Raw genomic sequence first — 24930 nt, forward strand, 5'->3', positions numbered from 1 at the left:
GATATGCAAATTGCTAAACCATACCGTATCAGTTCAATTACAGAAATACATCGTTTGATGGGCATGCCCAAACCGCACCATCCGCTTATCAGCATTGTTGACCTGAAAGGTTTGAAGAACGATCATGATATTAATGCTGTGGTGTTCGATCTATATGTGATTTCGATGAAAAGAGGCTGTAATAACCTGATTTACGGTCAGCAAAAATACGACTTTGACGAGGGGTTAATGGCTTTTTTATCACCCGGCCAAATATTGCGTGGAGACGAAAATGGTATACCTGCTGAATTGGAGGGCTGGATGTTGTTTATTCATCCTGATTTTCTGTGGAACACTTCGCTTTCGGCCAAAATCAAAAAGTATGAATACTTCAGCTATGCCACGCATGAGGCGCTATTTCTGTCTGATAAGGAAGAAGGTGTTATCAATGATATCATTCGAAACATCAGGAATGAATATCATTCAAACATTGATAAATTCAGCCAGGATATTATCATTGCAAATCTTGAAACACTACTAAATTATGCCGAGCGTTTTTATCAGCGCCAATTCATTACCCGCAAAATTATTAACCATAAGATACTGGAGCGGTTAGAGCGTATACTAAATACATATCTTGAAAATGATGCATTGCTATCAAAAGGTGCACCAACCGTTCAATATCTTGCAGAAACGCTGAATATGTCATCAAAATACTTGAGCAGCCTTTTGAAGCAATTAACCGGTCAAACCACACAGCAGCTCATTCATAATAAAATGATTGATAAGGCTAAAGAGCAACTATCAACCACAACGCTTTCCGTCAGTGAAATTGCCTATGGTCTTGGGTTTGAGCACTCACAGTCGTTCAGTAAGTTGTTTAAAAATAAAACCAAGCAATCTCCGCTTGAATTCAGAGCTTCATTCAACTAGTTAATAAGCAATTAATTATCCTGAAGCTGCCCTCGCCGGTATTGTACCGGTGATACATTGGTACGTTGCTTAAAAAGTTTATTGAAGGATTGCGGGTGCTCAAAACCCAAATGATAAGCAATTTCAGCAGTAGTAAGGTTGGTTTGATTCAATAGCACTTTTGCTTTATCTATCAAGACCAAATGAATGTGCTGCTGCGTGGTTTTTCCGGTGAGAGACTTTAGCATATCAGAGAGGTAACGCTGGGAGATATTCAAATGAGTAGCTAAATCATGCGGTGATGGCAATCCGCTTATGATTGCCTTATTAAACTGCCCGGCCAGCCACTCGTCCATTTTCACAATCAGTTCATGGTGCATGTTCTTTCTGGTTTGGAACTGCCGGTTATAAAACCGGTTGCTATGATTGAGTAACAGTTCCAATTGTGATATCAGCACATCTGTGCTGAACTGATCGATTGTGTTATTCAATTCAGTATCAATTGCCTGAAACAGCGCTTCCATGGTAAGCTTTTCTTTAGCTGATAAAAACAAAGCTTCGGCTACAGTATAATCAAAAAAGCCGTAGTGATGAATGCGCTGTGCAAGAGAATAATGGGACAGCAAATCAGGATGAAAGTATAAAGCATAACCTTGATAATCCTCCCGATCGGGCGTCATTTTTACAGCCTGACCGGGAGCAAGAAACGCCATGCCGCCTTCCTTAAAATCATATGTGCCCGGCCCGTATTTAACGCTGCCTTTAAAATCTTCTTTAAAGGTTATCTTATAAAAGTCAAGCATAACCCAGCTGCCGGCATCACGCAAATCAATCTCTTCCTCATCATAATTTACCAGCGTAATCATAGGATGCGCAGGTGCTTTCGAATGGAGGCGGCGCATCAAATCACTTATTGTTTCAAATTTTAGCGTGCTCACAGGTTGGTACTTTTAATATGCTAATTATAAATTGACTTTTAGCCCTGAACGGTTGGCCGTATAACAATATCACCTACGTCCACGTTATGCGGCTGATTAATAGCGTAGGCAACAGCTTGCGCAATGGACTCAGGAGGAATGGATATTCTATCGGCGGTATCCTGACTGGCCGAACGTATCGCGTCATTTTTAATATTGCTTACAAACTCCGTTGCTACATAACCCGGTGAAATGCCTGTTACCCGCCAGCGCCCCTGAGACTCTTGACGTAGTGCTTCACTAATTGTGCGTACTGCATTTTTTGTACCTGCATAAACACCCATTGTAGGCACAATTGCAATACCTGCGGTAGAAATGATGTTAACAAAGTGCCCTGATCCGTTTTTCAAAAACTCAGGCATTGCAGCTGCTATACCGTAAAGTGTACCTTTGATATTCACATCAATCATTTGTTCCCAGCCTGCTATATCTGTTTCTTCCATCGGGTATAACTGCGCTATACCAGCATTATTTACTATAACATCCAATTGGCCAAAATGCTTTACAGCCAATGCTACCAATAACTTTAAATCTTCAGATTTAGTTACATCCGTTGCTGAATATACAGCATCGCCTCCGTTATCTCCAATTGATTGCACAATGCTTTCCAACTTTTCGACACGGCGAGCGCCTAAAATAACTTTCGCACCCTGAGCCGCTAATAATTCTGCTGTGGCTTTACCAATACCACTGCTGGCACCGGTAATTACAACTACTTTTCCTGCTATTCCGTTTTCCATATATTAACTTTTGATATACAAAGGTCATGATACCTGATGGCTGGCAAGTAGCCAAAACAGTTAGATGTGTAGCAATTTTGGTAAAGTTTTATTAGCTACCGTATCCTAAATAACTGCAAGGCTTGATATGTAATTTTATCTATACGTAACAATCACTTAAAACGTCACATGTAGGTTTGGGGCGTGAAAAGCAACGAGCCTTCGGATAACAGATTGTTGAGCCAAATGCAGGACAACAACCAAAAGGCACTACTTTCTCTTATGAAAAAGTACGACCGAATGCTGTTCAGATATATTGATGCCCGAATCAACTCGCCTGAAAATGCACAGGAAGCCGTACAGGATATTTTCCTTACCTTATGGAATAACCGTTACGGTGTTAATATTACAGATACACTTTCCCCTTACCTGTATAAAGCGGCCAAAAACAAGGTGGTTGATTACTACCTCGCTGCAAACCGTGAAATTGTAAACTACCAGGCTTTATTGCCTGAATATGATGCAGAAGTTGCACCTGCGGCAGATGAAAGCATTTTAGCAACTGAATTACAAGATTGGTTAAGTAATGAGGTAGACAAAATGCCCGAAACCATAAAGAATGTTTTTACACTTAGCCGCAATGAGCAACTACCCGTACGGGATATTGCCGCCCGTCTTTCACTATCAGAGCAAACTGTAAAGAACAATTTAACTATTGCTCTTAAGCGCCTGCAGGTACGATTCAATCGTATGGAAAGTATTTCTTTACTATTGATAGTATTCAGAATATGCTTTTGCCGTTAGCATTGCTGTTTTTAAGTTAACAGATTTTTGATAATTATTTAACGGTACCTTTTGGCGTAACACCCGATTATAAGTGCAGATGAACAACAAAAAGTCGGCACTGATTAACGTTTTATTACAGAAATACCGTGAAGGGAAAGGCACACTCCGGGAAACGCAACAGGTAGAGAACTGGTTGCATAATCTTGGTAAAAACACTCCGGATGCTGTAAACACCAGTGAAGAAAAACTTGTTAAAGCGGCACGCAAAAACGTGTTAAAAAATATTGCTCCGCAACACAGTGTTTATAATATCATGCGACCTTATTTGCGCGTAGCAGCGGCTCTACTGCTCCTCCCCCTAGCATATTTAATATATAGCAACCAGCCAAAACCACTCATTGCAGCAAAGCAACAGTTCAGCACTTTAGCTGGGGAACGGAAAATCATCAGGTTACCTGACAGTACAGAGGTTGTCCTTAACGCATCATCGGTGCTAACTGTCGATGATAATTTCAACGAAAAGTTCCGCAACGTAAAGCTTTCTGGTGAGGCTTACTTTAGGGTTGCACATGATAGCACAAGACCATTTATAGTAAGCACCGGTAAACTAAAAACCCGGGTATTAGGTACCGAATTTAACGTGCATGCCTACAAAAACGAAAGCAACATTAAGGTGGCAGTAGTTAAGGGCAGGGTGCGCGTAAGTGAGCATAAGCAAAATGGTAACAACAAACCGTTGGGCAATGTACTTACCCACAATCTGCTGCTTACCTACAATGTAAGCAGCAAACGCTATAACACTGTTAATGCAGACGCAGAAAAGATTGCCTCATGGCAAAATGGCGGGTTATACTTTGAAGATGCAGATATACAGGAAATAGTAATGGCTTTATCACGCCATTACAACCGTAACATTCAGTTTGCCGATACGCCTGTAGGAAAATGCAGCTATACCATTAGTTTTTTGCACGAGCCTCTGCCCAAAGTGCTTGGAGTACTTAGCCAGCTAACCGGCATCACTTACAAAACTGCCCAAAACAAAATCATCATACACTCAAAAAACTGCCATTAAACATTATGTAATACTCATTAAAACGAAAACAGGCTGATGCCTTGAGAACACCTGCCTGTTAATGGCTGCTGAAGCAGCAGGCCACGTCATTTCAACGATTCCTAAATCATAGTAATAACAATAGTAAAAATGAGAAATCTTTATCAATATTTTTCAATTAAAAGCAAGTTCAGGAAAATCCCTGCTTTCCTCGGAATATTGCTTATTTTAATTACCTCCACAACACCGTCTTACTCGGCCGATGGTCAAACCATGAATACGTTGCGCATCAGCGTGTCGGTAAAAAATGAGCCTATTAAAAATGTTTTCAAATTAATTGAAGAGAGAACACCTTTCAAAATAGGTTATAATTCAAATGTTTTTGACTCCAATAAACCCATCAGCCTGAATGTCAATAACGAGCTGGTAGTTAACGTCCTTAAGCAACTGTTATCAGGTTACCAGGGATCAGTACAGCAGGTTGATGATGAGCATATTTTGTTAAAAGTAGAAAAACAAAAACCTGTGGCAATAGCGCCTGTAAAGCAAGTAAGTAATGCTGCCCCTACCCGTATTTCGGGTACCGTGAAAGATGAGCAGGGCGAAGCGCTGCCTGGTGCTACCATTTTTGTTAAAGAGCTTAACAAAGCAACAATGGTTGGACCAGATGGAACTTTTGAAATAAGCGTTCCGCCCGGCACTTATAATTTAACCGTAAGCTTTGTATCCTATGTGACTTTAAATTTAAGTAAAGTAACGGTAAAAGATGGCGAGAATGCGCCGTTAAATATCACTTTGAAAGCCGAAACCGGTAGCTTAAATGAAGTAATTGTAGTAGGTTATGGAACCCAGAAAAGAGCTAATGCTACCGGTGCGGTTGACCAGATATCAGCAAAAAACATCGAAAACAGGCCCATTACCAACTTAACCCAGGGATTGCAAGGTTTGCTACCTAACCTTAACCTCAGAATGCTGGACGGAAAGCCAACACAATCGCCCAGCTACAATATCAGGGGAACTACATCTATTGGACAGGGCGGAAGTGCACTTGTTTTAATCGACGGTTTTGAAGGTGATCCAAGTTTGTTGAACCCAAATGATATTGAAACTGTATCTATTTTGAAAGATGCAGCATCAGCGGCCATTTATGGGGCAAGAGGTGTGTTTGGTGTTGTATTAATCACTACTAAAAAGGGTCAGAAAGGACAAACCAACGTTACTTACAGCACCAATTTTGCTTTTAAGGCTCCTGTTACCAGGCCCGACTATGTAACTGATGGTTATACCTGGGCAAAAATGTTTGCCGAAGCTTTTGTTAACGGTGATGGGGCCTTCCCTCAAAATGCAAATAAGACGCAAAAGTTCTCGCAGGCTTATCTTGATGAGTTTAAAAGAAGAGTAGAATCCGGCCAGCCGTATAATGAAGTTGAGGTAAACCCAACTACCGGTGAGTACACGTACTATGGTAGTACCGATTATTATAAGGCCTTATACAAAGACCATAATACTGCATTTGAAAATAACCTTTCGGTTAGTGGCGGAAGCGATAGGGCAACCTATTTAGTATCGGGCCGTATGCTGAACCAAACCGGCTTGTTCAGGTACAACAGCGATGATTATAACATGAAAAACTTACGGGCACGGGGCTCGGTACAAGTTTTTCCGTGGTTGAGTTTCGAGAACAATACCGATTACTCGGTAATGAAGTATCACAACCCTATAAACGTGGGCGAAGGCGGTGGTATTTGGAGAAACATTGCTGATGAAGGCAAACCAACTATGCCACTTTTTAATCCTGATGGTTCTTTAACATTTGCATCTGCTTATACCGTGGGCGACTTCATTTACGGTAAAAATGGCTTGGATACCCGCCGCGAAGTTCTCAGAAATATAGCCAGTTTAAGAAGTAAATTCTTTAACAATAAATTTCGCATTAACGCCGATTTTACCTTCCGCAACACCAATGAAGACCGTAACCAAAGACGTGTACAGGTGCCTTACAGCAATTCAAAAGGGGTAACAGGTTATGTTGGTACCACTACCAATGATTTGCTGTTTGACACTCGCAAAACGCGTTACCTGGCAACCAACATTTATACAGAATACGAAAACCGCTTTGGTAACGATCACTATTTTAAAGCAATGGTAGGTTATAACTATGAGCAATCTACCTACAATAGGGTTGCCGTGCAACGCAATGGAATTTTGTTTGAAGATGCCATGGACCCTAACCTTACCGTTGGCCAGTACATTACCCCTACCGGCGGCACAGGTGGTTACGAACGTTGGGTTATTTCAGGAGGATTTTCAAGATTAAACTACTCGTTTAAAGACCGGTACCTGCTGGAGGTAAACGCACGTTATGACGGTTCGTCTAAATTCCCATCATACCAACGTTATGGTTTCTTTCCGTCAGTTTCTGCCGGTTGGAGAATTAATAACGAATCGTTTTGGAAGGTTTCCGAAAAACTGGTATCTGATTTAAAGCTGCGCGCTTCGTACGGCTCATTAGGTAACGGCAACATACCCTCTTACCGTTTTGTTGAGAACTTTCTTATCAATCAATCGGGCGTAATTCTGAATGGTACACGCCCGGCCACTACCCGTTTGGAGTTTGTATTGCCTGCTGGCTTAACCTGGGAAACATCAACCACAACAAACGTTGGTTTAGACCTGGCTATGTTTGCAGGCCGGTTAAGCTTTAGCGGTGACATTTACTCGCGTAAAACAACTGATATGTTCACCTCGGCTATTACGCCTCCGGCAGTTTTTGGAGCCGATGCGCCAAAAGGTAACTATGCCAACTTAACCACACGCGGCTGGGAACTGTCATTAGCGTGGAACGACCGTATTGGTACCGGTAAAAACCCCTTCAGCTACAATGTAAGGCTTACCCTTGCTGATAACAAAACTAAGATTGACAAATACAACAATCCTGATAAGCTGCTGAGCGATTACTACGAAGGGCAGACTTTGGGCGAGATTTGGGGTTATGAAACCGAAGGCTTTTTTATTGATGCAGCTGATATAGCATCGCACGCCAAGCAAGATCCCCAAATGCGTGCCTCTCCTTCAGGCTTGTGGTTTCCGGGCGATATTAAACTGCGCGACCTTAACGGTGACGGCTTTATCAACGTTGGCGAAAACAAGGTAGGTAAATCAGGAGACAGAAGAATTATAGGCAACTCTGCCCCAAGATATACTTATGGTATTAATTTGGGTGCAAACTGGCATAACTTCTCTTTCTCTACTTTCTTTCAGGGAGTGGGCAAGCAGCAATGGTACCCAAGCACCGAAACCGAAATGTTTTGGGGGCAATACAACCGTCCGTACAACAACATTCCTAAATTTCACTTAGGCAATATGTGGACACCTGAAAACACCAATGCATACTTTCCACGCACCATGTCGCGCGCGGCATCAAGCAATACTAACCGCACTTTGGGAGTGGCACAAACCCGCTACCTGCAAAATGTTGCTTACCTGCGTATGAAAAACCTGCAAATAGGCTACACCCTGCCTGCTAAATGGTTAAGCCGAATTGGTGCACGCAGTGCAAAAGTTTTCTTCTCGGGCGAAAATCTCTTTACCTATTCGCCTATGTATAAAATTGTTAAAAACACTATTGATGTTGAAAACGCCGTACCGGTTGACCAGGATTTAAATCCAAATGCAACCAACGGCGATGGCTATAATTATCCAATCTTAAAAAGTTACTCTTTAGGCTTAAACATTGGTTTTTAAACAGCAAACAAATACCAGATCGAAAATGAAAAGAAAACATATTATCCTGATCTTAATAGCTTGCATAAGCTTTGCAGCCTGCGAGAAACTAGATCAGCAACCACAGTCCACTCCTTCTAAAGAAATTGTGTTTGGTACTGAAAGCGGCCTTAAAATAGCTACCAATGCTTTTTACAGTCTTGATTTTCTTCCTAAAAACTCAACCAGTCAGGATGCCATGTCAGACTATCTTGCTGTGAAAGCCGTACCCGACTTTATACGCCCCGGCGCATTCGGGGCAAATAACAGTTCGGGCTGGGTTTGGCGAGATCTCAGGCAAATCAATTACTTTATTGAAAACTGCAACAATCCGGCAGTGCCCGTTGCTGTACGCAAAAATTACCTTGGAATTGCACGCTATTTTAGAGCATACTTTTACATGGAAAAGGTAAAACGGTTTGGCGATGTGCCTTGGATCAATAAGGCTTTAAATGCTGATGACCCGTCACTTACGGCGGGCAGAGATAGCCGTGCAATGGTAATGGATTCGGTATTGGCCGATTTAGATTATGCTTGCGCCAACATCCAGGCTACTAATGACCCCAGCCGTACCACCGTTACCAAATGGGTGGCTTATGCGCTTAAGTCAAGGATTTGCTTATTTGAAGGTACTTTTAGAAAATATCACACCAATCTGGGTCTTACGGCTACTGCCGAGCGTTGGTTAAATGAATCGGTATCAGCAGCAGATCAAATCATGAAAAATGGCGGATTTTCGCTTAACACAACAGGCGGACCCGGTGCATCATACCGACAGGTATTTACCAGCAGTGCTCCGAATAGCCAGGAAGTGTTACAAGCCTCTGTTGCTGATGCAAGCCTGGGCATACTCAATGAGGCTAACTGGTGGTGGACCAGCGGAACCTACGGAGCCAAAGCAAGCTTTATCCGTACATTCATTAACACCTATCTGAAAATAGATGGTACACCTTTCACCAACGACCCGGCTTATCGTACAACCTTATTTAAAGATGAGGTAAAAAACCGCGACCTGCGCCTGAAGCAAACCATCCGTATGGGTGATTACAAGCGCTTGCGTAACGGGCAATTAGTGCCTGCGCCTCCGGTGTTTTCTTATACTTTTACCGGTTACCAGCCCATTAAATGGACCTTGGATGACGAAAGCCTCGATGCCGGCGCGTTAAATACAAACGCCGTTTCCTTATTCAGATACGCCGAGGTGCTATTGAACTTTGCAGAGGCAAAAGCCGAGTTGGGTACCCTAACAAACGCCGAATGGGCTGCCACTATAGGCGCATTACGCGCCAGGGCAGGTATTACAGGTGGCCTTGCTACTAAACCTACTGTAGTTGACCAGTACCTTGTAAATAATTACTTCCCTGGTATTACAGATCCAACTATTTTAGAAATACGCAGAGAGCGTGGCATTGAATTGAGTTTAGAAGGCTTTCGTTTTTCTGATCTGTTAAGGTGGAAAAGAGGGCAGTTAATGGAACAGGAATGGAACGGTTTCTATGTGCCATCATTAAATACATCTATGGACCTAAACGAAGATGGTATACTTGACGTTGCTTTTTACCAGGGAACTCAACCTGCTGCTGTAGCAGGTGTTACTTATGTTAACGTTTCGCCAAGAATAGGAACTGCCAATGCCGTAAATTCACAATTATTAAAAAATGGCACTTCGGGTGAGTTAATATGGATGAATGAGATACCACGCAAATGGGATGAACGTAATTACTACTATCCTATTCCACTGGCTGACCTGCAGCGCAATCCAAACTTAAAACAAAACCAAGGCTGGCAATAATTAACTTTTAACGTTTAAAAAATGAAAATAAAAATCTGGTTCATAGCCGCTTTAATCCTATCTGCAACGCATTTAGTAAGCGCACAACAAATAACAGTTGGTACATTCAACATCCGGTTTGATAATCCGCGCGACACAGGTAATTTATGGGTAAACCGTGCACCAGTGGTGGCCAATCTTGTCCGCTTTCATGGGTTTGATGTTTTAGGTATACAAGAAGGACTTAAAAATCAATTGAATGATATGAGCGCCGCTTTACCTGAATATGCACGCTACGGTAAAGGCCGCGATGACGGCAAAGAGGGTGGTGAGCACTCGGCAATTTTTTATAAAAAAAGCCGGTTTAAGCTTTTAAAAAGCGGCGACTTCTGGCTGTCTGAAACTCCTGACAAACCTGGTTTAGGCTGGGATGCAACCTGCTGTAACCGCATATGCTCATGGGTTTATCTTCAGGACCTAAAAACTAAAAAGCAACTCTACTTTTTCAATGTACATTTTGACCATCAGGGTGTAGTTGCTCGTAGGGAAAGCAGCAAATTAATACTGAAAAAGATTGGTGAGATAGCAGGTAACACGCCCGCAATTTTAACCGGAGACCTGAACGGTGACAGAAACAGCGAATGGTATAAACAGCTGGCTGAGTCGGGGCTATTGGCAGATACTTATGCTAAAGTAAAATATCCTTACGCCAACAATTCTTCTTTTAATAGCTTTAAAGCACCACGCAGCCAGGCAGTAATTGATCATATTTTTATGACCAAATCATTTACTGCAAACAAGTGGGGAATTTTGACAGATACTTATTACGGTAAGTTCCCGTCAGACCATTTTCCGGTTTTGGCAGAAGTTGAGTTGAAATAAATACAACATCCTATTACTCAAAAGCGCAGGTTTCTGTTGAAACCTGCGCTTTTATATTTGTGCCCGGAACAAAATATTGAAATCATCAGCAGAACACGTTCTAAATTTTCGAAGAAGCTTTGGCGTATGTCAAAGTCTTTTCCTTATCTAATTATCTGAAATAATACAAGCGGTTGATAGCCTCCATTAAACTGCGTGTATCTTGCTGAACTGATCTTACGCTTGCCTGTAGTTGATTGTGCATATCAGCCAGGTGTTGCACATCATTTTCCGAAAAGTATCCACCTTCTTTAAAAAATTTGAGTTTATCTTTAGCTTCTGCCTTACCGTTAAATACAAATGTAATATGTGTTGGGATTACTGACTTAAAAACGTCAAAACCTTCCTTCTATCAAACGCATATAAAAAGCTTGTTGTTCGGGTGTAAGGCCACTACTCTTTACATCAAACTTATCTCCAAAGGCATCTTTAACAAGTTTGATATTAAGGACTTTGCCCCCTTTATTATCGGTTACGGTGTTGATCAAATTGCCAAATACATCCTTGGAAGTTTTTATAGTCGCAATAGCCTGACCTCGGCTGTCTGACACTTCCATAATTTGATTTCCAAAAATATCTGACCTGCTTTTAACGGTCATTTTTGATCCGTCGTATCCAATTATGTCTCTACTCTCGTTACCAAATATATCCTTGGCCGTTTTAAGCGTAAGCGTATTTCCGTTAGCCTCAATAGTTTTAATACTATTACCAAATATATCAGTGGCATTTTTGATGGTTGTGGTATTACCATTTTCCTCAATCGTTTTAACACGGTTACCAAAAATGTCGGTAGAGTTTTTAATGGTGGCTACAGGCTGCCCATTTTTAGAGACGGATAATGTCTTATTTCCAAATATATCAGTAGAACTTTTAATTACCTTAACCTCATTAGGGTTGCCACTTCTACTCTTTAATATTCTATTTCCAAATATATCAGTCGACTGCTCCAGATTACTAATCTCTTTACCATTACGATCTGACGTGGTTATAATTCGCTTTCCAAAAATATCAGTCTTTTTTGTAACCGTATGATTAATGTTCCCATAATCATCGGTATAAACAGTTGTGGTGTCACCAAAGATGTTTACACTCGTTTTACCTGAATAGTGCTGACCATACACGTTGGCAAACCCTAAAAGCAACAGAAGGAGTGTTGACCGGAAATAAGTGTAAATCATGAGGCATAAGTTTCATGTGTGACTACACGCTTTTTATATGGTTTAATTGACATCATCATCTTCGTTAGCTATTAACACAAATGCCCGGTGCTGGCACTGGGCATTTGTAAACTTAAGAATTAAGTTTAACTGTAAACAAAGCTGCATTAGGGTACAGTAATTCAACAGTCAATTATTCTTCTTACCGTATTAATAACGGCTCGAGCGCTTGTTCCCATATTTTATACCCGGCAGCGGTCATGTGCAGTTTATCTTCCTTGTATAATTGGGGCTGCATATTGCCTTTAGCATCTAACATAAGACTGTAAACGTTTAAAAATTTAATGTCAGCTTGTGTGCTTATATAACCTTCAATTTGTTTATTGGCTTCTATAAGTTTGCCAACATATTTTGCTCTGCTTGGGCTTGGCTTCATTGATATATAAACCATAGGCACATTAGGCAATTTAGAACGAATAGCAGTGTAGAGCTCTTTAAAACGATTCAATATGCTATCGGCCGTCAGTTGCTGATCGGGCACATCGTTTTCGCCTACGTAAATTACAATTTGTGACGGTTGATAAGGGAAGACAATATCATCGATGTAACGCAGTACATCATTTATCCGCGAACCGCCGAAACCCCTGTTTAAAACAGTTTTACTGGGGTATGCCTTGCTTAAGCCCGACCAGTACCTAACCGAAGAGCTACCAATAAATAAAATTGGCTTTTGCGGTGGAAGATAGATTCTATCGTACCGCTTTATGGCTTGTATATCATCCCAAAAAGCTGGTTTAGTTTGCGCTTTTGAAGCGTTTGTAAACAATAGACTCAGTATTACAAAGCCTGTAAAAAAAATTTTCATTATTATAAAAAGGTGCAAATACCGGGGTTACCGGTAGTTATCAATATTTAGTTGACAATTGTAATATCCATTTCCTTAACTACCTCTTTAGCGCCCTTCAATCTTACATTTGATGCAACAAACACTACATGATATTTCCCAGCTGTATTGAATGTATAAGGGTAGCTGTCCAAGCGGGTATCAACAGATTTTACACCTGTACCCCTATCGGGGTTTATGGCATTTGGATATAACACTTTGGTAATTATCCAATCCTCATTTTCGGGCGTATTAATGTTACCGCCGCCAATAGTAAGCGCCGTTGCTGATGCATTCCATTTATAAGTTGGGTTAAGCACATCTACTGCCGCCCAGCCGGCATTAGCCAAAGTGGCTACATTGAAAGTGCTGTTATCAGTAGTTTGGTGATCAACACTAAACGAACGGATGGTCCAGGCCCGTGGCTTTAATGTTGCGCTGTTCTCATCGCGCTTTTTAAAAGCAAAATATACAGGCTTACCATTAGGTGCAACGTCTGATACATCAATTACGCCCGATGACACATTGTCGGCACCGGTTGATAAAACCACTCTCGATGTGATGTCTGTCCAGGTAGCCGCCTTTATACCATCAACATTATAGGCTCCTTTAAAGTCATTAGAGGCTAAAACGGCTAAGGAGTTCAATTGCGCGCCGCTATTTTGTGCAAAGCTTGAAAATTGTAGCATCGCCTTGCCATCAACACTGTTTCTGTTCCTGTTTTCATATTTGCGGTTAGCTTCGCCCGAGTAAAATGTAATAACATCGGGGTTGCCGTTGAAAGAAAAGATTACAGGTTGCCCCGCCTTGAAATTAGAGGCTGAGGACACCGAAACATCAAAATCCGGCGTAGAGGCATCCTCCTTAGTACATGCGGTAAATAAACCCACTACCAGCAGCAAAGGCAAAATATGTTTTATGATTTTCATTTTTGATTCAGGTTTAAATTACCAGCCTTGATTTTGTTTAATTGCCTTGTTCAATGAAATTTCGCGGCTTGGGATTGGGTAAAACAAGTGACGGTCCTGTATATTATCGCCTATAATAGCCGTGAACTTGCGGTTAGCCGGTGCATTTAATTTAATATCGGCAGCAAACTCTCTTAATGTCGACTGTAGCAAGCCCCAGCGCTTCAAATCATGATTTCGCAAACACTCAAACGCTAGCTCGCGCATACGTTCGGCATTTACGGCGTTAAAAAAGGTGGTTTTATCAAGTCCGGTTAAATCAGCTTCGGTTACGTTAGTTGCTCCTGCTTTAAGCTTCCCATAAGCACGACGGCGTACTTGGTTCAGTGCATTTAACGCGGCAGTTGTAGGGCCGTTAACCTCATTTTCGGCTTCGGCAAACATCAGCAGCACATCTGAATAACGCAGCAATGGAAAATTTACACCGCTGTAGTTTTTATTACGTGGCAGGTTAGTTTCCAAATCGCGGCGCCATTTACCTGGGTAGCGGTCATATGTAGCCGTAGCAGCTAAGAATGTTTTGGTTTTAGTGGCATCATTCCAGGTGTAAGGAGATACTACCCAATCGCGGCGTTCATCAGGCGAAAACTCAACTTTTGTGGTTGCGTTAACGCGAGATTCATATGATTTATAAAGCTTGGAAGTAGCATACAAAAACGCGTAGCCATACCCAGGAAAGTCGATGTTGTTGGAGGCGATACCATTCCGGTTACCCACATAACCAACTTCATTGTAAGCATCGGCTTTAACACCGTAAAACTCAACCTCCCACATACTTTCTTTAACGTCGTATTTATCCTGACAGTGGTTAATAAACACCTGCGAATAATCGGCATTGAGTTGATTAAAGCCCATATCGATAACTTTTTTTGACCATTTTAGCGCATCGGCATACCGTGCCTTATCATTAACCGGAGAGCCAGCCATGGTTAAGTAAACACGTGCCAGTATACCCGCTGCAGTATTTTTAGATACGCGGCCTGCAGAATTGGGCCCCCATTGTTCGGCGGTGGGCAACAAAGCCTCTGCCGTTTCCATGTCTTTAACAACCTGTTTGTAAACGTCAGCTACAGGCGTTGCAGGCAAATCAACCTCTTCAGCACTTTGGGTTGCTGTAAGCCGCATAGGTACGCCGCCCCAATTATCGGCCAGTATAAAGTAGTAGTAAGCTCTTAAAAACAATGCTTGTGCACGTATAACATCCCGGGTTGCTGTAGGTACCGCAGTGGCTTTATTAATATTATCAAGCAGTAGGTTTGCACGGCCAATACCGGTGTAGGCTGCAGTCCATAAATTGTTAATGTTGGCTTCAGAAGGGTCATAGTTGTAAACCATAGGCCCCGTTACCTGGCCCGATGCCCGCCAAACGCCCTCATCATTACCGTACGAAAGGTAAGTAAGCAATCCGTTAGCATACATTGATTCTAAACCCAGCGGATCATAAACACCATTTAAGGCATTGTTTAACTGGCCCTCGGTTTGGTAGTAATTTACCGGACTTATAAAATCTTTAGGTACTGTATTTAATTGCTTGTTGCAGCCTAGCGTGCAAAAAGCAGCTATTATAAATGCAAATGATGTATTTCTTTTCATAAAGAACAATTGTTAAAGGGACAGACTTAGACCAAATACTACTGTTTTAGCACGCGGATAAGCAGCAAAATCAAACCCTGGCGTAAGCGCCGAATTTTTAGTTGATACTTCAGGATCCAAGCCTCTGTAATTTGTAAACGTTAACAGGTTCTGCGCCGATGCATACACCCTTACGCTGCGCATCCTTACCTTCTTAAGCCATTTGCTCGGCAAGGTATATCCTAAGGCAATGGTTTTTAACCTTATGTATGATGCATCTTCAATTATGCGCGATGAGTAAGCTGTTGGTCCATAACCCTTAGTGCGGAAATATTCATTGTTTGCATTTTCGGGCGTCCATCTGTCAGCATAGCTGGCAAATTGGTTAAGGCTTAAACGGCTGCTTCCTTCAAATACAAGCCGGTTGGCGTTTAAGGCATCATTACCGTAAGACCATTGAAGGAATACGTTAAGATCAAAACCTTTATAATTAAAGTTGTTAGAGAAACCACCAATAAAATCAGGGTTAGGATTTCCGATAATCATACGGTCGGAAGCATTTACAGTACCATCACCGTTAATATCTTCGTACTTGATATCGCCAGGTTGTACTGCAGTGCGGCCGCTGCCATTATCAGGCACGGTTGATTTAAGTATATAACGGCCGTCGGGCTGCTGGTCAAAATCACTGAACTGATAATTACCCAGCCACTTGTATCCGTAAAGTAAACCAATCGGGCTGCCAATTTTAGCTATATAACCCGGAATGTTATTGTAACCTGTTTCCCAAGCCAGGGCGGTTCCAATACTTTCCTGATTGCGGGTTAGCTCCAAAACTTTGTTACGATTAAAAGTAATATTGAATGATGAGTTCCATTGGAAACCCTTATTAGCAACATTAACGGTATTTAATTCAAATTCCCAACCGGTATTACTTACTTTACCAATGTTTTGGAAGCCGCTTTGGTAACCTGTTGATACGGGTAACTGGGCATTCAGTAATAAGTCGTAAGTATTTTTGTTGTAGTAATCTACTGTTAGATTTATACGGCTGCTGAAAAAAGATATATCAACACCTGCATCAATTTGACGGGTTGTTTCCCATTTCAAATTTTTGTTGCCCAGGCTTGTTGGTATAGCGCCGGTATAATAACCGTTTTCGAACGTATAGTTACCTGAAATTGGAAACGTAATGGTAGGTAAATAGGCAAAATCAGAAACACGGTTATTACCTGTTACACCAATACTGGTACGTAATTTGGCACTGCTCAAAAACTGATATTTTTTCAAGAAGTTTTCGTCGCTTATGCGCCATGCAAAAGCCCCCGATGGAAAATAGCTCCAATGGTTATCGTTCGAGAACTTGGAAGATCCATCGGCACGTATTGAAGCAGTTAAAAGGTATTTTGATTTATAGCTGTAATTAACGCGGCTTAAGTATGATACCAAAAGGTTATTGGTTTTGGCCGATGTAGCGTTCACCAACACCCCTTCTTCAAGTCCGCTTACACCCAAACTTTCGTTAGGCAATCTGTTTGACTGGTAACCAAACGTTTGGTTGTCCTGCTTTTGCATGGTAAAGCCTGCTAACGCCGTAATGGAATGAGCTTTGTTGATTGTTTTTTTATAGGTAAGCGTGTTTTCGTTGAGATAATCGTTACGTTCAAAATTGTATAAACGTCCATTAGCACCATTTGAGCCTTGTGCGCTGTGCGGGTCGCCATATTTAGTGAGTGTGTTGTAAAAAATCTCCTGCTTTCTTGCTTCGCGCGTTACGCCACCGCTTATTCTTAGGGTCAAATCTGCAAACAGAGGGATTTGTGCGTAAGCGTTAGCTATTAACGTATTATTGTACAATAAATTAACCTCATTTTGCGCCGATAATATGGGATTGTAACGATAGTCGCCCGTGCCATCCACACCCGGGTCAAGAGGAAGTTCGAGGAGGTCTTCATTGGGTAGTACGCCGCCTATAATTGGGCGATAACCCCATACACTATAAAGTAAGCTTAAAGAGTTACTTGTACCGTTGTAAGTTGATGGTGTTGCACCATTGGTTTTGGTATTTGAAAAGTTTACGTTAACCCCAACCTTAATGTTGTTTTTCAAAGTTTGATCTAACGATAAACGCCCCTGGTACCTTTTGAAGCCTGAGTTGATAATGACACCATCCTGGCCTAACACCGAGCCTGAAAAAGAATACAAGGTTTGGTTATTACCACCACGCATAGCAAAGTTGTGGCTTTGCATAGGCGCCGTTCTGAACACCTGCTTTTGCCAGTCAATTCCCTGTACATTTCGGTAGCTATCTAATGTTGTACCATCGGGTGTATAAACACCGGTATAGCTAACCGGATCCAGCTCCAACTGGTACCTTACAAACTCATAAGGGCTCATCAGTTTGGCTTCTTTTATAGTGTTTTGAAACCCGTAGTAACCATCATAAGTAATCACTGGCGCACCGGTTTTTCCTTTTTTAGTGGTTATTATAATTACACCGTTTGCGCCCCTTGCGCCATATATAGCAGTAGCCGATGCATCTTTCAGCACCTCTAATGATTCAATTTCTGATGGGTTGATAACGTTATTGTTCGGATTCTCTATCGGGAAACCATCAATAACGTATAGAGGAGAATTATCCTGAGTAATGGAGCTGTTGCCACGTATAACAATGTTACTGGCATTACCCGGCTGTCCTTCGGGCGAGCTTACCTGAACACCTGCTACCCGGCCTGCCAATGCTTCTTCAAATGACCTTACGGGTGCCTTTTGCAAATCTTCAACCTTAACCTGGCTAACCGAACCAGTCAAATCACCTTTGCGAACCGTACCGTAACCAATAATCACAACGTCATCAAGTGCGTTGTTCTGTTCCAGCAGGGTTATGTTAATAGACGTTCGTTTATTTACAGGTTCTTCCTGTGCTGCAAACCCAACGTAGGTAAATAACAGCACAGCCTGATCAGACGGAACAACAATTGTATATCTTCCCTGCGGATTACTAACAGTACTTTTTTGCAGGTTTTTAACCTTTACTGTTACGCCGGGCAAAGGCTCTCCTTTTTTATCAGTAATGACACCTTTTACCGTGATGGCATTTTGACTGAAAGCCGAAAAGCAGCTAAGCAATAACGCCAGCAGTAAATTTAAGCGTAGATATTTATTCATATACGCCGGTTAAATTGATGGTGAATTAAACGAAACTGATAGTCCGTCACACGGATCGCAAAGCGCGGTGCTATGCATAAAAAGAGCATTAGTTACTCTGTAGTGGTAACATTTCTTCAACATAAATAACAGGTTCTAAAAGGTTAGAATAATTGGTTTGAAACGCAGCGGCGTTGTGAGTACTAAAATGAAATAATATGCTTATGTAGCGGTATTGTTGATGTTGCAATTGATAACGCAAATGTCTCAAACGCGGTTTAAAACATCGTCAGCACACTTTATTTATCAAAATTCGGTTAGCTTATCCGTGCGGAATGGCACTGCAGGCAACCCTTGTTTATTATAAAAGTTTATTTTAGCCGGACTGCTCTCAAATGCATAACGTACGTGCAAAGGTTTACTCACCTGCGGGCAGCTTACAATAACCTTGTTGCCCTCAACCTTGGCTTGTGCCCAGTAAAATTTATTATCATCGCCACAAACAGCAAAGCCCTCTAGCAGGTTACCGCCGCCTTTAACCTGAATGCCGTCATCAACATTATCAAAAGAAAGTACGATGCCTTCCTGCTGTATTTTTACCGACTTCAAAACGGGCCCTTCAGCCGTAAGGTTTGTTTGCCCATACGCGTTTTTCAAGGCAACCAGTGCGAGCCGCCTGCCCACCTCTTGTTTGTTGGTGGGATGCACATCTAACGCGTTACCAACATCATTGGTTATGGCAATACCACTATTGATAATAGCATTGCTAACCTTGGTTTGAGCCTCCTGTACAACAGCCCACGGCGAAGCTTTTGGCTGCGCACTCACCGGGCCGTAATTAGCTATCTGTACCATATAAAACGGCAGTGCATTGTTATTAAATGATTGACGCCATGACTTAATAAGGCTGGTTAACAAGACCTCATATTCAAAGCATGACTTGATGGTAGCATTAGCTTCACCCTGATACCACAGGCAGCCTTTAACCGCATAATTAAAAAACGGATGTATAACAGCATTGTAAGCTAACGCCGGATAGCCGTGCTCAAAATCGAGTGTTACAACAGCTCCAAGTGCGCCGGCCTTATCAAATACTTTACCTTGTTTGTAAAGCCATTCACCACTTAATGATATACTTTGCCCGCCAATGGTTATTTGCTGTTTAGCTATTGGTCTGAAACCTGTTTTATCGCTATCGTTGTATCCGCAAACCAGTACTTCGTTGATGCCTTTTTTCAGCAAGCCGGATGAAAGTTTAAACTTGGCGTTATAATACGGATTAGGCTGTATACCAATATAAACACCATTCAAGTAAGTAAAACTTGCAAAGTTTATACGTCCTAAATCAATGGTTGCAGCCGTAGATGGAATTTCGCTTATAGTGAACTCTTTTTTGTACCAACTAATTCCTTTTTTTACAGCAATACCCTGGTCATCAACAAAACCCGGTACAGTTACCGGTTTCCAGCTGTCATCGGTATTAAAAAATTCCGCTTTGCCATTAAGGGTGCGGTTTGCATCAATGTATTCGGCAGCGTTGGCAAAGTTTTGCTCCCATTGTTTGATCTTATCAGTATTAGCTTGCTTTGTGGCCTGTATAAAACCAGGCCTAATGCTTTTTACTTTTGCCGATGCAGACGGAAAGTCTTTCAATGACTCAGGGCTCATAAACGTTTCAATAGGCGAACCTCCCCATGAAGTATTGATTAGACCAATGGGTACTTTCGTCGCCTTAAAAACGTTTTTGGCAAACTGAAAAGCTACTGCTGAAAAATTATCAATAGTTTGCTGACCAGCAACCAGCCAGTTTGATTTGAGCACATCTTTTTGTGGCTCTTCTGCACCTATCAATGGAACATTAAATGTTCTTATCAGCGGGTAATCGGCATCTGCCAACTCCTTGTCATGATTCATTATTTGCCTCATGCGGAAGTTCATGTTACTTTGACCACCGCAAAACCAAACGTCACCAAAGTAAATATCATTTATGCTTACGGTATCGGCGCCTGCTTGCACTGATATTGTATAAGGCCCGCCTGCCTTCATAACAGGCAGCATCACTGTCCATACGCTATCTATGCCTGCATTTGCATTGAGTAATTTGCCGTTTAACCTAACGCTCACGCCTTTGCCCGGCACATTCCACCCCCAAAATTTAACCGGCTTATCACGCTGCAAAACCATATGATTAGTATAATAATGCGGCAGGCGGAGTTGCCCAAAACTTGCTATGCAGTTAAAACTTAGCAGCAGTATAATATACCAGCGAAGATGTTTTATGGCAATCATTATTCAATAGTATTAAAGTTTTTAAAAGCATTATTTTGCAAGTTAACGGGCGAAGTTCCTTTGGCTTGCGCCTCGCCTGTTAACACTTTAATTACAGCGTTATGCATTTCCTCATTGTTGCTGTAAGCATTTATAGCGGTATTCACCCTTTCAAAGTATTCGTTTAAAACATATGGGCTGCCAAACGAAATTACAATAACCTTTGATTTAGGCATAGCATTGGCTGCCCATGCCGATTGTGCCTCATCATCATACAACTGCAGCGGACCAAAAGGTGTATGCGGCTGCCTTACCACGGCAAAAATCACCTTATCATATTGCTTTGATATCTGCTCGTCCCAACCCTGGTTTTCGTAAAGCAGGTTATGCTGAAAATCAACTTTATAGTCCTTTTGTACAAGTTTTGTGGCAAAAGTTTTCAATACAGACAAACCTCCATCTCCTCCTTTATGGCTTTGCGGTACAACACCAATCACCAATACTTTTTTAACGCTTTTGTTAAGCGGAATTGATTGATCACGATCACGCACCAAGGTAACTGACGCGGCACAAATACTATCAGACGTAGCCTGCGCAAATGACTTGTCTGCAGCGCTCATTGGCTTTATAAACTGGCGCTGTGCATTTGCTGCATTGTATTTAACCTTCATTGCCCATATACGGCTTACCGCATCATCCAGGCGCGACATCGGGATTTCATTACGTTTTATACGAGCCTCTAAGGTATCCATAAAAGCATAAGATGGCCAAAGCAACACATCAACCCCGGCTTTAAAACTTGCTATTTCGCCTTCAAGCTGATTGGGGTACCAGCCCCTGAAACCACCCATAGTCATGGCGTCTGATATAATTACGCCTTTGAAATGCATTTCATTTTTTAACAAACCTGTCAACAGTTCGCGCGAAAGCGTTGCAGGGGGCAGAAAACCGTTTAGTTTTTCTTTTTGATAAGCCGGCAAGGTAATGTGCCCCGGCATGATAGCGGCAACGCCACTATCAATAAGTGCCTGAAATACCTTACCATGATACCGATGCCAATCACTTAAAGTGAGCGAGTTTGTTGTGGTGGTCAGGTGTTGGTCGCGGTAATCAACTCCATCTCCCGGAAAATGCTTTATAGTGGCAGCTACGCCGTTATCCTGCAACCCTTTAACCTGACGGGCTAGTAACCTGATGGCCCTATCCGGATCATCAGATATACCACGCACATTAACAATGGGGTTTAATGGATTTAAGTTTAAGTCGGCCATGGGGTGTAGTACCCACTGTATACCAACGGACTGCGATTCCATAGCCAGCGTTTTGCCATAGTTATAGGTTAGCTGCGGTGAATTAGCCGCTCCTATGGCCATTTCATATGGCATCCCCGTCATGCCGGGCAGGGCGACACCATGCTCGTAATCCTGCTGAAAAATTAACGGTTGCTTACTGGCCTGCTGGTAAGCTGTGGCAGCTTGCTTTATAAAGCTGATTTTCTCTTTAGTATCTACACTCTGAAACAATTTCCAGCCCATAAAAAAACCGGTTACCGGGTAGCGTTTAAAAAAACCCGGCAAAGTACCATTGCCTAATTGTAACTCCATTTTACGATCGGGCAGCATAATCATGGTTTGCCCTATTTTTTCCCTCAGGGTAAGCTTTTTCCAACCATCAACGCTGGCAACCTGCGCGCGCAGGCCCACCGCCGACAGCAGCATTGCAGCCAAAATTCTGTACTTCATTATGTGTAGTGAATATTTACTTAATCAACAAACTGGTCTTCGTTCCACGCATCACCAGCTTTGGTTCTGTTTACCAACCCTCCGGTTTCCTTTCGGGTGGGTACACGTAACCTGTATTGGTCTTTAATGAGCCCCATAGAAACAAACACCCTATTTAAGTTGGGGAATGTGCTTAATATGGCTTTGCTATTCGTTCGCAAATCCATGTCGGCGTAATTGCGAAACATGGCCTTTTTTACCAAAGGCAAACGTGCGTTATTTTTTATGGTAACATCACCACGCTCGGGCTTTGTGAACGGGCCACTCTCAACGGCAATGTTATTAATCATGGCACATCCGTTAGGTAAGTCAGGGCGCCATTCAGCAGTCAGTACATCACCCCACAGCGAATGCTTCAGACCATATTGCTTTTCAAGAATTTTACCATAAGATTTCCACGGCTCTTTAAATGGCTCCATCTCCTGTAACCGTTCTTCATAAGCGGTGCCAAGCTTATAGTTACGGCTGGTGCCACGGTCATCAATAATTTGGTTTTGAGTTTTAACAAATACGTTATTTCGGGCTATATTGTCATGCCCGCCTCCAAATTTTATGGCGTCAATAGCATCATGCACTATGTTGTTGTAAAACATGTCGCCGCTATCGCCATCGTCACAATAAAAGCCATTGGAGCGGTTTACATGGTGAACAAAATTGTATCTGAAAATATTACCATAGGTAGACCATCCGCCGTAATTATAAAACGCGCCGTTATCTGCTTCTTTCAAAGCAATATTATGTACCTCGTTAAATTCAAACAAGCAGTTGTTTATTAAATCAGTACGAACTGCGCTTTTGGGCACATCATGTATAAGGTTATGGGCTATATTTAATCCAACGCATTCTCTTAACTGAATTGCCTCCTTAAAAGAAATACGCGCAACATGATGAATATGATTATTTATTAATTTGCTATGGGCAGCTATCAGCTTTTTGCGATTGCCTGCCGCTTGCACTTCAATACCACTGCCACCGGTATCAAATATGTTATTACTTTGAATTGTAACATCATCTCCTCCACTCACCCAAATACCCGTGTTACCAACATTGCTAATATTGCAGCCTGCAATTTTTATATGGTACGAATTAGTTATTTCAAAACCATTGCTTAAGGTGCCGCTAACATTGATGTTTTGGAACTGGATATTTGATGCGCCCTTAAGCGTAAGTAACGGCTTGTCTGAATCAGCTACGCTCACCTTCATCTTGTTCAATGGCGCAGGTGGATAGTAATAGATCTTATTATCTTTAGTATCCAAGGCCCATTCACCGGGGGTGTCAATCTCTTCGAGAAGATTTAAAGCCATCCATTTTTCTTTACCATTGCCTACCCGCCATAAAGGGTTTTGACTGGCAATTTCGGAGTATTTTGACCCCATGCCACCTGGCGGCTCTTCAAAAAAGCTAATGGTATGCTGTTGTAAATCTAGCTTTTTCACCTTGGAGGTATAAGGGCCCCATGGCACCCGCCAAAACCCTTTAAGCCACAAATCATGGCCATTGGCCATCATGGCGCTCCATCGTTCTGACCGGTTGGTGCGATCAAGGTCAACCTCGTTTATTTCTTCCTTGTCCTCCGGCTTGCCACCGTTTGCATAGTAAAATGTGTAATTATCTTTTGCACCGTTGCACGTAACCCAACCGGCGTCATTGACATTTCTGATACTCTCGGTTTGGTTAGGCCATTGTGATAAAAGTTGGCGCTTATTGTTGGCAAACAGATCAATAATATACCATTTATCTTCAAACTGATTTACCGGCGCAAACTGCTTTACATGTGATAGGTTGAGCCCTGTTAAATCAAGTTCCTTAATATTGGCTGCATTAGTTTTGGGATGAACACGCCTCTGTGCATCGGCACTCAAGGGCTTCCATTTATCCACACCAATACTTGTTAGTGCGGATAGATTAACCACCTCATTAGGATAGCCACGGTAAATCACAGGCTGATGTGTTGTACCCGAGTCCTGCTCATTGAATATGAGGGGTTTGGTTAATGAATAATTTCCGCCCCTTATCCATATCACAACACCCTGCTTACCTTTTAAAATTTTTCGCGCTGCTTTCTGAGCGGTACCCAAAGTAGCAAAAGGAGCCTTTAATGTACCCGCCCAGGCATCATTGCCGGTTGTGGAAACATAAAGATTAACCGTCGGGCTTTTTTTAGCAGCAGTTTGAGCAGCGGCCTGTTCAAAAAAGCAAAGCAAACACAGTACTGTGATAAGGTTTAGGTTGAGCGGTATCTTATAACCAAACGGTGTAATACTATTCATCAA

Annotated in this window: 16 protein-coding genes; 6 read left to right on the forward strand and 10 right to left on the reverse strand. The window is 42.1% G+C overall.

Annotated elements, in window-relative coordinates; genetic code table 11:
* The first annotated feature begins 3 nt into the window (after positions 1-3).
* Positions 4-912 (forward strand): helix-turn-helix transcriptional regulator, encoded by a 909-nt coding sequence (locus QZ407_RS11405; protein ID WP_295771048.1) that lies wholly within the window; start codon positions 4-6, stop codon positions 910-912.
* An 11-nt stretch (positions 913-923) separates the two neighbouring features.
* On the opposite strand, the gene QZ407_RS11410 is transcribed toward QZ407_RS11405, so the two are convergent.
* Both QZ407_RS11410 and QZ407_RS11415 read right to left on the reverse strand, forming a co-directional pair.
* Complete coding sequence (locus tag QZ407_RS11410) at positions 924-1829, reverse strand: AraC family transcriptional regulator (protein WP_295771050.1); 906 nt, start codon at positions 1827-1829, stop codon at positions 924-926.
* 38 nt (positions 1830-1867) lie between these two features.
* Complete coding sequence (locus QZ407_RS11415; RefSeq protein WP_295771052.1) at positions 1868-2608, reverse strand: SDR family oxidoreductase; 741 nt, start codon at positions 2606-2608, stop codon at positions 1868-1870.
* Between the two features lie 261 nt (positions 2609-2869).
* On the opposite strand from QZ407_RS11415, the gene QZ407_RS11420 reads away from it, so the two are divergent.
* The 5 genes from QZ407_RS11420 to QZ407_RS11440 all read left to right on the forward strand — a co-directional run bounded on the left by QZ407_RS11420 (position 2870) and on the right by QZ407_RS11440 (position 10839).
* Positions 2870-3391, forward strand: a complete 522-nt coding sequence (locus QZ407_RS11420) for a sigma-70 family RNA polymerase sigma factor (RefSeq protein ID WP_295771054.1) — start codon at positions 2870-2872, stop codon at positions 3389-3391.
* Positions 3392-3470: 79 nt separating this feature from the next.
* Positions 3471-4445: a FecR domain-containing protein gene (locus tag QZ407_RS11425; RefSeq protein WP_295771056.1), complete on the forward strand. Its 975-nt coding sequence runs from the start codon at positions 3471-3473 to the stop codon at positions 4443-4445.
* Between the two features lie 129 nt (positions 4446-4574).
* The gene (locus QZ407_RS11430; RefSeq protein ID WP_295771058.1) at positions 4575-8168 is read left to right on the forward strand and encodes a TonB-dependent receptor; all 3594 of its coding nucleotides are present in this window, start codon (positions 4575-4577) and stop codon (positions 8166-8168) included.
* Between the two features lie 25 nt (positions 8169-8193).
* Positions 8194-9978, forward strand: coding sequence for a RagB/SusD family nutrient uptake outer membrane protein (locus tag QZ407_RS11435; protein ID WP_295771061.1), 1785 nt, complete (start codon positions 8194-8196; stop codon positions 9976-9978).
* Positions 9979-9999: 21 nt separating this feature from the next.
* Complete coding sequence (locus QZ407_RS11440; protein ID WP_295771064.1) at positions 10000-10839, forward strand: endonuclease/exonuclease/phosphatase family protein; 840 nt, start codon at positions 10000-10002, stop codon at positions 10837-10839.
* Between the two features lie 374 nt (positions 10840-11213).
* Here QZ407_RS11440 and QZ407_RS11445 read toward each other — a convergent pair whose 3' ends face one another.
* The 8 genes from QZ407_RS11445 to QZ407_RS11480 all read right to left on the reverse strand — a co-directional run bounded on the left by QZ407_RS11445 (position 11214) and on the right by QZ407_RS11480 (position 24927).
* Entirely contained in the window at positions 11214-12056 is an 843-nt protein-coding gene (locus QZ407_RS11445; protein ID WP_295771067.1) for a hypothetical protein, read from the reverse strand.
* A gap of 181 nt (positions 12057-12237) precedes the next feature.
* Positions 12238-12900, reverse strand: a complete 663-nt coding sequence (locus QZ407_RS11450) for a GDSL-type esterase/lipase family protein (RefSeq protein WP_295771069.1) — start codon at positions 12898-12900, stop codon at positions 12238-12240.
* Between the two features lie 47 nt (positions 12901-12947).
* Positions 12948-13847, reverse strand: a complete 900-nt coding sequence (locus QZ407_RS11455) for a DUF5017 domain-containing protein (protein WP_295771072.1) — start codon at positions 13845-13847, stop codon at positions 12948-12950.
* A gap of 18 nt (positions 13848-13865) precedes the next feature.
* The gene (locus QZ407_RS11460) at positions 13866-15479 is read right to left on the reverse strand and encodes a RagB/SusD family nutrient uptake outer membrane protein (protein WP_295771073.1); all 1614 of its coding nucleotides are present in this window, start codon (positions 15477-15479) and stop codon (positions 13866-13868) included.
* Positions 15480-15491: 12 nt separating this feature from the next.
* On the reverse strand, positions 15492-18626 hold the full coding sequence (locus tag QZ407_RS11465; protein WP_295771077.1) for a TonB-dependent receptor: 3135 nt from the start codon (positions 18624-18626) through the stop codon (positions 15492-15494).
* A 285-nt stretch (positions 18627-18911) separates the two neighbouring features.
* On the reverse strand, positions 18912-20894 hold the full coding sequence (locus tag QZ407_RS11470; RefSeq protein ID WP_295771079.1) for a sialate O-acetylesterase: 1983 nt from the start codon (positions 20892-20894) through the stop codon (positions 18912-18914).
* The gene (locus QZ407_RS11475; RefSeq protein WP_295771082.1) at positions 20894-22615 is read right to left on the reverse strand and encodes a glycoside hydrolase family 3 N-terminal domain-containing protein; all 1722 of its coding nucleotides are present in this window, start codon (positions 22613-22615) and stop codon (positions 20894-20896) included. The genes QZ407_RS11470 and QZ407_RS11475 overlap by 1 nt, the downstream gene beginning before the upstream one ends.
* A gap of 20 nt (positions 22616-22635) precedes the next feature.
* Positions 22636-24927, reverse strand: a complete 2292-nt coding sequence (locus QZ407_RS11480) for a right-handed parallel beta-helix repeat-containing protein (RefSeq protein WP_295771085.1) — start codon at positions 24925-24927, stop codon at positions 22636-22638.
* Between the last annotated feature and the right edge of the window lie 3 nt (positions 24928-24930).

This window comes from uncultured Mucilaginibacter sp., assembly GCF_913773635.1.
Classification (GTDB): Bacteria; Bacteroidota; Bacteroidia; order Sphingobacteriales; family Sphingobacteriaceae; genus Mucilaginibacter.